Source organism: Oligella sp. HMSC05A10 (genome assembly GCF_001808335.1).
In the GTDB taxonomy this organism is placed as follows: domain Bacteria; phylum Pseudomonadota; class Gammaproteobacteria; order Burkholderiales; family Burkholderiaceae_B; genus Oligella; species Oligella urethralis.
In genome coordinates this window covers 1-10,608 of record NZ_KV792852.1, presented here as the reverse complement: position 1 = coordinate 10,608, position 10,608 = coordinate 1, and the positions used below count along the sequence as shown (strand labels likewise).

Sequence of the window (10,608 nt, the reverse complement as noted above, 5' to 3'; positions counted from 1 at the left end):
GGAAGTTTGAGGGGTTATTGCAAAGGTCTCAACCAGTTTCATCTCGTACCGATTGCGCTTTTTATCATCGACTGAGCCGCTCGCAGGCTTCAAGCAGAGCCTGTTGAGCCATGCTTAGGAACTAGTCATTATCCGCACCGCGATAGCGTTTGTACGGTAAAACGTTCCAGCAACGCTCATTTAGCGTCTCGGTGTTAAGGGCCGAAGGGGCATCAGTGAGCAACTTCTTAGCTACCTCAAGCTCCTTTTCTACCTCTTTGCGATCCTGATACATAAACTCATCAGATGAGCTATCCGGTGCTGCTGATAACTTCTCCTCTAAGTCGGAGATGGTACGCTCCTGCATACGCGCCATGTCACGACGAGCATCACCGCGCCATGCTGGCTGTAAGGTGCGGTTATGGTCAAGTAGTGCCGTGTACTCAGCGTAAACATCCTTATAGATATCGGTTGCGTGATAACGTGCATCGAAAGTTGCTTGCTCCAAGTCGAGTAGGGTCAAGTCATCAATCTCCAGTGGTACCGGACGCTTCGAGCCACCCAGGCGAGTGTAGTGCGTATAGTACGGGTACATACTCTTAATCACCTTGCCGACAGGTAGTACGCCTTTACCCTCGGCATCGACGCCCTTAGGCTGTACCCCTTGCATCGCCGCAAGTGCGGATTCGGGACGGATAACCTCTTTAGGTGGTACAAAACCGTAGCGCAGCATTTCGCGGATACCGGTACCCGAAATATTTAAGCGGAAGCGCTCATCGTGCGGGCAAGTGTGCGGCGTCGCATGGCTGGCACAACGCGTACAATAGAACACCTCATGGAAGAAGCGTACGTCGATACCCATCTCCTCTGGCGTGTACTCTTCAAAGATGCTGTGTGCAGCGTATTTATCATAGTAACTACCTGTACCTGCATGATCTCGACCGATCAGTGCATGGGTACAACCGTAGTTTTTCATCAATAAGACGTGTAACACCGCTTCGCGAGGACCTGCGAAAATATAGGTAACACGTAGTGGCCCGAGGATTGCGCGATCCTGAGGGTAGTAGGTGTCCAGCACGTTACGGTAAGCGAGCATACGGTACTCGTGACGTACATACTCACGCTTAGCCATTTCAACGAGTGGTTGGAGGAAAATACCATCCACCTCCTCGAGGGCATTACGGTGAATATACTCGTGACCGCGGTGTAGTGGGTTAGCACCGGTAATAAAGCCGGCGACGCTGCGGAAACCACGCTCCTCGTAGAAGAGCTTCCATGTGTCTCTCGGCTCAAGCCGTAGCTTCTCAAACGGACCCCAGTCGGCACGACGTAATAGATGTAAGGTACCACCAAGGGACTTTGTGCCCATACGACGGTTAATCGAGTCTACCCCTGGGTGATTACGATCAGTGGTGCCAAATAGGCTCTGCGCACGGTGCTCTTTATCGTAATCAAAAATATCCTCAATTTCTAAAATCGCTACGGGTTCATTGGAGGAGTCGATTAAAGCGACCTCACCACCTACCTTTAAGCCGGCGATCACCTCGGCGTTACGATCGCCGATGGGAGCAAAGCTAATAGGTACAGGCCAAATGGTGCCGTCTTTGAGGCGACCTTTTTCAAGTACAGAAAGATAATCCTCCTTGTTCATGAAGCCCTTGATCGGTGATAAGACACCGGTACAAATCATCTCAATCGTAATGACGGCTTCTAAGTCTACCCGAATGCTTGGCAAGGAACGAGCACGCTCCATCTCGGCTTCGCGCTTATGCTCAGGGACCATCTGATTAATTAATACGCCACCATGAGGCTTTTGTGGGTACTTGTCAAAGTTTAAGTCTGAATTGGCCATAATGTCTCCATGATTTTAGTTGAATCAACAAAAGGTTGATTTTGCTTTTATTTGTTGTTCTTCATTTAATCCGTTTATTATTCAATGAACTTCAAAATAAAGAACCTAGCGATTACACTGATTTTAAGCATTTAGCAATCAGTCTTATTGGTATCTTATTTATTATTACTCTTACAATATACATCTAAAAAGAGCAAGAAATGATGTGGCGCTACTAAAGTAGGAGGGTGAGGGGAGCAGATGTCACCAACATACGTTATATTGGCCTCATTTATTTATTTGGCCACCTTATTCGGCATTGCCTGGATTGGCGATCGCTATCCATTATATGAAAAGCGTCTTTGGTTAAGACCGGCTGTTTATGGTTTATCCTTAGCGGTTTATTGTTCGTCATGGACCTTCTACGGTGCGGTGGGAAGTGCGGTGCGCTTCGGTTGGGGCTATTTACTGATTTATTTAGGTCCGCTATTGTTATTTGTGTTTTTTGGGCTGTTTTTAGAGCGTATGGCCTTGGTGGCACAAAGTCAACGCATTGTTTCTATCTCCGACTTTATGGCCAGTCGCTATGAACGCTCTCAGCGCCTGGCGGGTTTAGTGACCATTGTTGCGCTGATTGCCGTGGTGCCTTATCTGGCTTTACAGTTTAAGGCGGTGACCATGAGTATTGGGGTGTTTATTGGGCAGGAGATTTCGACGAGCTTTTTTGGGGATCCGGCGCTTTATGTGGCTGCGCTCATGGCGCTTTTCGTGATTGTGTTTGGTACTCGTCAAGCGGATGCAACGGAGCATCGCCCCGGTTTGATGCTAGCGATTGCCTTTGAGTCATTGATCAAGCTCGTGGCCTTAATTGCCGTGGGGATTTTTGCCTTTTTGTGGGTTCATGCGGAGGATCTAAATGCCGTTGGTGCCCTTGAAACCTTGACGCAACATACCAGCTCCATGAGTTTTGTCGGGCAGACCTTATTAGCCTTTGCAGCGGTGGTTTGTTTGCCACGCCAGTTCCATGTGACCATTGTGGAATGCGGCGATGTGCGGGATATTAAGTACGCACGTTGGATGTTTTCACTGTATCTGATATTGATTGCGCTGATGGTGATACCGATTGCCATCGTGTCTCTCAATGTGTTCGAACAAACGGGTGCGGAGGCGGTTGATAGTTATGTGTTGGTGTTGCCACTGCATAAGGAGCAAACCATACTCGCTTTATTAGCCTATATTGGCGGTTTTTCGGCAGCTACCGGCATGATGATTGTGACCAGTGTGGCCTTGGCGACGATGGTCAGTAATGATTTGATCATGCCTTTCTTATTGAGACGTGGTTGGGCTGATGGCGGTCATGGTGATTATTCCAAATCGTTATTATGGATGCGGCGCGGTTCGGTTTTTGTCTTAGTCATGGCAGCCTATGGCTATTATGTCGGCACGGGTTCGGAAATCGCATTATCAGCCTATGGCCTAATGGCTTTTGCAGCGGTGGTGCAATTTGCGCCAGGTCTGATTGGTGGCTTAAGCTGGCTGGGGGCGAGTCGCCGTGGGGTTGAAGCAGGCTTGGTGGCAGGCTCCTTGCTGTGGGCTTATACCCTATTGTTACCGTCGCTAGCCGAGTCTGAGTGGTTCTCCTATGAGTGGGTAGAGCAAGGACCTTTCGGCATTCACTGGTTAAGGCCACATCAGCTTTTCGGTATCAGTGGCATGGATCCCTTAACCCATGGCACCTTTTGGTCATTATTATTTAATATCGCTTTTTTCCTACTCTTTTCTTTAATTAAAGGACCTAGCTTAGGTGAAAGACTACGTGCTCGTCCGTTTCTGGACCCTTTCGCTAAGTATCGTCGGCTAGAGTCGATGAATGTGCCGAGTAACCTTTTGGTGCAGGACTTGTTGGTGATTAGTGGTCGTATTGTGGGTGAGGCTAAGGCCGGTTGGGCTTTTGAAATGCAGGCGCGAGAAAGAGGGTTAGAGCTGAGCAAGGATCTACGGGCCGATGCCGAGTGGATTCAATTTGCTGAGCTGATGTTAGCTGCTGTCGTCGGGGCTGCTTCCGCACGCTTAGTGTTAAATAGTGCCTTACGTGGTTCCGGGGTGGAGGTGGATGCCATTGTTTCCGTGCTGGATGAAGCGCGCCAGGAAATGAGCTTTAATCGCGACGTGTTGTTGTCAACTCTGGAGAATTTGGAGCAGGGTATCAGTGTGGTGGATGCGAATATGTGCTTAGTGGCGTGGAATCAGCGCTATGAGGAGTTCTTGGATATTCCACAACATTTGTTGAGAGTTGGGCAGCCGGTATCCGAAATTATGGAGTTCAATGCTAAGCGTGGGCGTTTGCGCATGCTTGACGGGGAAAATTTAACCGAATTGATTGAGCGACGGCTGGGCTATATGCTTGAGGGAAGCTCTTATTCGGCGCAGCGCTTGATTGGTGAGGGGCAGGTGATTGAGCTACGCGGTCGACCCTTGCCCGGTGGTGGTTATGTTACCAGTTATACCGATGTGACAGAGTTTAAACGGGTCGAACAGGAATTAACAGAGATGAATGTCACGTTGGAGCAACGGGTTGCTGAGCGGACGGAGGAAGCGGAGCGGGCACAACAATCACGCAGCTATTTCCTAACCGCAGTGAGTCATGATGTGTTACAGCCGATTAATGCGGCTAGGCTTTTTGCATCCGCCTTACATGACGGCACGGATAGTATCGAGCAGATGCGACATTTGGCGGAACGGGTGGATACCTCGCTACGGGCGGCAGAGGAGCTGTTGGAGGGCTTATTAGATCTATCCAAGCTAGACAGCGGCGGTTTGCAGCCTGAGATACAGGTGTTTAATGCTAAGGCTTTACTAGATGATTTATACCAGCAGTATGCTCCCTCAGCTAAGCGTAGAAACCTACGTTTTCAAGTGTTTATGCGACCAGTTTATGTGCGTAGCGATATGCGTTTATTACGGCGTATTTTGCAAAACCTGTTGGCAAATGCCTTTCGTTATACCCGAGAGGGGCGCATTATTTTGGGCGGACGAGTGCGTGGCGATGAAGTCGAGTTTCAGGTGTGGGATAGCGGCCAAGGCATTCCAAGCAATCATTTAGCGCATATATTTGATGAGTTTCAGCGCTATGAGCAGAGTTTTGATTGGGGCGAACGGGGTTTAGGTTTGGGCTTATCGATTTGTCAGCGTATTTCTGTGCTGTTGGGGCATCAGCTGGCGGTACGGTCGGAAGTGAGTAAAGGCAGTATGTTTAGTGTGCGAGTACCCATGGCCACGGCCGCAGAAGCGATTAAGCCAAATAGGATTGAAACGGTGCCAGACGATCTGCCCTTAGCCGGTTTACGTGTACTCTGCTTAGATAATGATGTGGAAATTATCAGTGGCATGACGATATTGCTAGGACAATGGGGGGTTGAGGTGATTGCTGCCACCACCATTGATGAGGCGCTCAACAAAATGGAGCAAAAGCCGCATGTGCTGTTAGCGGATTATCATTTGCATGATCGCTTAGACGGTTTAGATAGTTTGGATGCGTTGCGTGAAAATGCACGCTATTTACATGGCGCCTTATTGACGGCAGATGGCAGTGATGAGCTGCGCCAAAAAGCTCGCCAGCGAGGTTATTTGGTACTGACAAAGCCCTTAAAGCCGGCTCGCCTGAGGGCCTTTTTAACAGCCCAGTATGAGAGCATTAAGCCAAAATTTGACAGTGGAAATCCAAAATCCTCCTAATTCAATCTCAGGGGGCGAGTGCTAGGGTTGCTCGCCCAGAAACTCCCGCAAGTCAGCCTCTGTTTTACTTTGTAAATCGAGTTCATAGGCGAGCAATACCGCTTGGGTGCGATTGCTCACACCAAGTTTGCGTAAAATGGCCGTCATATGGGTTTTGATAGTGGTTTCAGAAACACCTAAATCATAGGCGATTTGCTTGTTGAGGCGACCACGAGTCACCATCTGCAAGACGCGGAATTGCTGCGGTGTCAGCTCACTTACGCGCTGTGCCGCCTCCTTTTCTTTGAGCGTGACGGCGGGTGCTTGTGGTACATTAGAAGGCAGCCAGACCTCACCCGTGAGTATATGATCGATGGCTTGGCAGAGCGTTTCGATATCGGCTGATTTCGGGATATAGCCCATGGCACCGTGATCGATGGCGCGACGCATCAGCATCGGATCTTCGTGAGCGGAGATAATAGCAATAGGTAATTGAGGGTGTTGTGCCCGTAAAAAAACTAATGAGCTATAGCCCTCTGCGCCTGGCATGTTTAAGTCTAATAGCAGTAAGTCCGCATCGGCATGATCATCAACCAAGGCAAATACCGAATCGGCATTTTCCGCTTCGTAAATCTTGGCACCAGGGTAATGCTTGGAAATCAAGCCCCGCAAGGCTTCACGGAATAAAGGATGGTCATCCGCTATCAGTAGTTCATTCATCAACCGCTCCAAAACGCAATAAAGGGAGTCTATTCACAGACTCCCTTTATTATATGCACATTTCTGTAATCAAATGTGCGCTTTGATGCCGTTAAACTTAGTGCACTTCAGCTTTGCTGATACCGAGACCAGTTTGTGAACGTACGTTAAGTGCATCGAAGGCTGCCTTCTCTTTGGCCGCATCTGCGCTCTTATCCGTGATAGAGAAGAACCAGATGGAGATAAAGGCTAATGGGATGGAAAGAATACCGGGGTTAGGGAATGGGGTGATAGGCTCAGCAAAGCCAAACACATCAACCCACACGGTTTTACTTAATACAACCCAAACGGTGGCGGTAATTAAGCCGATGAAACCACCGAGGGTGGCACCACGGGTGGTACAACCACGCCAAGAGATGGACAATACCAACACTGGGAAGTTAGAGCTTGCAGCAATAGCGAAAGCTAAACCTACCATGAAGGCAACGTTTTGGTTCTCAAAAATAATCCCTAACAGAATGGCCAACACACCTAAAGCAACCGTGGAAATACGAGAAATACGCATTTTTTGCTCTTCGGTCACATTGCCTTTGGCGATCACATTATCGTATAAGTCATGTGAAATCGCAGCCGCACCGGCAAGAGATAAACCGGCTACGACTGCAACAATGGTGGCAAAGGTCACCGCTGCTAAGAAGCCCAGTAATAACTCACCACCAACCGCACTGGCTAAGTGAACCGCCACCATATTGGTGCCACCAATAAGGTCACGAATCAAATCGAAGCTGCCATCAGGACCGCGATTAAATAACTCAGGATTTTGGCTGAGTAACCAGATCGCACCGAAGCCGATAATAAAGGTTAGCAAGTAGAAGTAACCGATAAAGCTACTGGCCCAAATCACGGACTTACGAGCTTCTTGAGCGTTAGCCACGGTAAAGAAGCGCATTAAAATGTGCGGTAGACCGGCCGTACCTAGCGCTAAGGCCAAGCCCAGCGATAAAGCGTTAATCGGGTTTGAAATTAAGCTCTCACCCGGTGCTAAAATATGACGTCCATCACGGTGAATTTCTACCGCTTTTTCAAGCATCGTATCAATGTTGAAATTAAAGGCTTTTAAGACTAAGAAAGTCATTAAGCTCGCACCGAAAAGCATGAGGACCGCTTTAATGATTTGTACCCAAGTGGTTGCTGTCATGCCGCCAAAAGCAACATACACCATCATCAAGGCACCTACAATCACGACCGCTAATTTGTAGTTAATGCCGAAAAGTAAAACGATTAGCTTGCCGGCACCTACCATCTGCGCAATCAAGTAAAGGCAGATAATTAACAGTGAAGCACTCGCAGCAAGGGTACGCATCTGGGTTTGCTTTAAGCGGAAAGCAGTCACGTCGGCGAAGTTGTAACGACCTAGGTTACGCAACCGTTCAGCAATTAAGAACATCACGGTAGGCCAACCAAACATAAAGCCAATCGCATAAACCACACCGTCAAAACCACTGACATAGACCATACCGGCAATCCCTAGGAAGGATGCGGCAGATAAGTAGTCACCGGCAATGGCTAGACCATTTTGGAAACCCGAAATGCCACCGCCTGCAGTGTAGAAGTCGGACGTGGACTGTGTTTTGCGGGCTGCCCAATAGGTAATGCCCATGGTACCCGCAATAAACACTAAGAACATAATAATGGCCGGTTTACTCGGACCGGCTGTGGCGGCGCTTGCAATGGAACTTGAACCTGCCAAAAGTAAGAGTGTAGCGAATAATCTAGACATTATTGAACCTCCTTAAGGACTTCGGCAAGTAGCGGGTCAATGGTTTTATTACAAACAATGGTATAAACAATGATCATAATACTGGCACTGATCAGTACTAAAGTACCTAAAGCAACACCGATACTCATGGTCATATTACCGATAGGCTGTTCCATCAAGCCTGGGGCAAAGGCAACCAAAAAGATAAAACCGGCGTATACCAATAGCATGATCAAAAAGAAGGTATTATTAATACGATTCCGTTTTTGGACCAATTCCTGATACTTAGGACTGGCTATTAGCTTGGCGACATGGTCGCTAGAAGTCGTCATAATTGTCTCCCGGGTAATAGTTATTGTTGTGATTTGTGTATTTAATTGATGGTTGAACTACTGCCATAGCAATAGCTGGCGCTTTATGAGCACTCAATTTAATATACGTTTAGTGATAAATTTTATATACAAGACTTTGGTATTAGGGTATTACTATATGGGCTTCAGCGTCTTTATATATCGGGCTGGCAAGCATTAACAGGGTTAATACTATAGGGGTAAAAGATGAGTAATCAGAGGGTGGTTAACAAAGCGAGCTTAGATGAGATTGTGGCTTTTTTAGAAAAAGATTTTCCACAAATGCCGGTCGATGTGTTAGCGGTGGGTGAAGGTACAGCGAGGGTGCGACATATTGTGACCGAGGCCGATCTAAGACCCGGCGGTACGGTCTCCGGCCCTTGTATGATGGGCTTGGCAGATGTCACTTTGTATATTGCTATTTTGGGTGAGATAGGGATTGTGCCCTTAGCCGTAACAACGAATTTAAATGTTTCTTTTTTAAGAAAGCCGAGTGCGGATAAGCATTTAATTGCCGAGTGTAATTTATTAAAAGTCGGTCGCAGCTTGGCCGTGGGTGAAGTTTATATTTACTCTGAGGGTGAGGAGGATAAAGCGGTGTGTCATGTGGTGGGGACCTATGCCATTCCGCTTAGCAATTAGGGCGTGCGCAATCTGTGTGCTAGAGCCAAGTAGATAGCGCATGCAGCAGCAGTCCTACCAAGCCACCAACGATGGTGCCATTAATACGGATCCATTGTAGATCCTTTGCAACCTCAAGTTCGAGGGTACGATTTAGTTTTTCCGCATCCCATTGACCTACGGTCGTACTGATAAAGCGGGCAATAAGATGGCGGTTTTTACGAAAATAGCGGTAGGTTTTTTTTTGCAGCCAAGGGTCGAGTCTTTGTTGCCATGCTGAGTTTTGTTGAAGCTCGGCGACGAGCTTCTTGATTTGTCTTCTTAATTGTTGATGCAAGGCACTTGCATCATCCTCTGCCGCCACCATGGCCGAATGTTTGAGGTGGTACCAAAGCTGATAGGCCATGCGTTCTAATTTATCGTCATGCATCCATTCATCTTTAAAAAGCTGCAGTTGTTGCTGCCATTCCTTATTAGTGAGAAGCTCCTGTTTTAACGCTAACAGTTTCTGAGGAATGGTTTTATAAGCGGGATGCTTAGGATCATTTTCTAGTTCCAGTAAATAGGTGACTAAGGCTAGGGTAATTTCTTTAGCGATTTTGCGGTCAATGGCTTTAGGTACCAGGGTATGGCTTTTATCCTGCACCATTTGGTAGATGCTTTTGTGATTAAACACAATATAGTTTCTAATTTCTCGTGAAATGATCTGTATCAGCGCATGATGCCAATGCTTATCGATGAGGAAATCAATGCTGCTGGCAAGTAATTGATGCAGTGCTATCCCATCAGTCAAGGCCTTGCTTTGTTGCTTGATAAAAGCGACCACCGCACGCTCGTCCATGGTTTGAATGCTATCTAGGATCAAGCTGGCGCTTTCAGTGACGAGTATATCCTGTGAGAACTTTTTGCTTAGCCAGGTGGTGATCAATGTTGAGAATTGTAGCTTTTGAATATAAGGGCGGACATTGTCATCGCTTAAAAACTTATCCACCATAAATTCGCCTAAATTATCGCCGATTTGCTGCTTTTTCCTACGGATAATGTTGGTGTGCGGTATTTTCAGGCCTAAGGGATGGTGAAAAATAGCGGTCACGGCATACCAGTCAGCCAGTGCGCCAACCGTTGCCGCCTCAGCAAAGGCACGTAGGTAGCCCAACCAGCTCGGTGAGTCGGCTGTATGATAGATGGTAGTGATAATAAAGATCCCGGCCATCAACAGCAAGAGTGCGGTGGCGCGGGCTTTATACAGGCGTAATTGACGTTCTTTGTCGGTTTGAGTACTCATAAAGACTGGTGTGGCTAAGTAAGTCGCCCGCCATGCTAAGTTACCAGGTTAATACGCTACTATATACTGTATCCTTTAATGAAGCGTTTGTTTTTCAATCTTCTGCAGGTGTTTCACCACTTGATAAACCAGGGTGCTAGGGTTATCGGTTCGATTGTTTCGAGCTTCTATAGTTGCCTTTTGGGCATTTGCTATGGCTTTATCCATCTTGTCTGATAACTTATGGTAGAGACCATCAAGACCTTTGCTATAGCTTGGCAAAAAGCCAGTAAGTTGTTGAATTACACTTGCGCAATTATTAAAAGGCTGTGTCGTATACTTGAAATGCAGTAATAGCGAGCCTGTAAATAATTTTGTGTAACTTCCTTTA

At 47.4% G+C, this 10,608-nt stretch carries 8 protein-coding genes; 2 read left to right on the top strand and 6 right to left on the bottom strand.

The window, feature by feature from the left end; genetic code table 11:
• Positions 1 to 121 precede the first annotated feature (121 nt).
• Positions 122 to 1,831 carry a sulfate adenylyltransferase gene (locus HMPREF3144_RS01295; RefSeq protein ID WP_018025527.1) on the bottom strand — a complete coding sequence of 570 codons (1,710 nt, stop codon included), beginning with the start codon at positions 1,829 to 1,831 and terminating at the stop codon, positions 122 to 124.
• Between the two features lie 240 nt (positions 1,832 to 2,071).
• Between HMPREF3144_RS01295 and HMPREF3144_RS01290 the strand changes: the two genes are divergently transcribed.
• Positions 2,072 to 5,545, top strand: coding sequence for a hybrid sensor histidine kinase/response regulator (locus HMPREF3144_RS01290; protein ID WP_070475857.1), 3,474 nt, complete (start codon positions 2,072 to 2,074; stop codon positions 5,543 to 5,545).
• Positions 5,546 to 5,566: 21 nt separating this feature from the next.
• Here HMPREF3144_RS01290 and HMPREF3144_RS01285 read toward each other — a convergent pair whose 3' ends face one another.
• From HMPREF3144_RS01285 to HMPREF3144_RS01275, 3 genes are all read right to left on the bottom strand, one after another.
• Positions 5,567 to 6,244 carry a response regulator transcription factor gene (locus tag HMPREF3144_RS01285; RefSeq protein ID WP_018025529.1) on the bottom strand — a complete coding sequence of 226 codons (678 nt, stop codon included), beginning with the start codon at positions 6,242 to 6,244 and terminating at the stop codon, positions 5,567 to 5,569.
• Between the two features lie 97 nt (positions 6,245 to 6,341).
• The gene (actP, locus tag HMPREF3144_RS01280; protein WP_018025530.1) at positions 6,342 to 8,003 is read right to left on the bottom strand and encodes a cation/acetate symporter ActP; all 1,662 of its coding nucleotides are present in this window, start codon (positions 8,001 to 8,003) and stop codon (positions 6,342 to 6,344) included.
• On the bottom strand, positions 8,003 to 8,314 hold the full coding sequence (locus HMPREF3144_RS01275; RefSeq protein ID WP_018025531.1) for a DUF485 domain-containing protein: 312 nt from the start codon (positions 8,312 to 8,314) through the stop codon (positions 8,003 to 8,005). Before HMPREF3144_RS01275 ends, actP begins: the two co-directional genes overlap by 1 nt.
• A 225-nt stretch (positions 8,315 to 8,539) precedes the next feature.
• Between HMPREF3144_RS01275 and HMPREF3144_RS01270 the strand changes: the two genes are divergently transcribed.
• Positions 8,540 to 8,974: a PaaI family thioesterase gene (locus HMPREF3144_RS01270; protein WP_018025532.1), complete on the top strand. Its 435-nt coding sequence runs from the start codon at positions 8,540 to 8,542 to the stop codon at positions 8,972 to 8,974.
• Between the two features lie 19 nt (positions 8,975 to 8,993).
• Here the strand turns inward: HMPREF3144_RS01270 and HMPREF3144_RS01265 are convergent, their stop codons facing one another.
• Both HMPREF3144_RS01265 and HMPREF3144_RS01260 read right to left on the bottom strand, forming a co-directional pair.
• The gene (locus HMPREF3144_RS01265) at positions 8,994 to 10,238 is read right to left on the bottom strand and encodes a DUF445 domain-containing protein (protein ID WP_070475854.1); all 1,245 of its coding nucleotides are present in this window, start codon (positions 10,236 to 10,238) and stop codon (positions 8,994 to 8,996) included.
• Positions 10,239 to 10,313: 75 nt separating this feature from the next.
• Positions 10,314 to 10,608: RloB domain-containing protein (locus HMPREF3144_RS01260; protein WP_210394288.1), on the bottom strand; the 295-nt coding region annotated here is incomplete at its 5' end.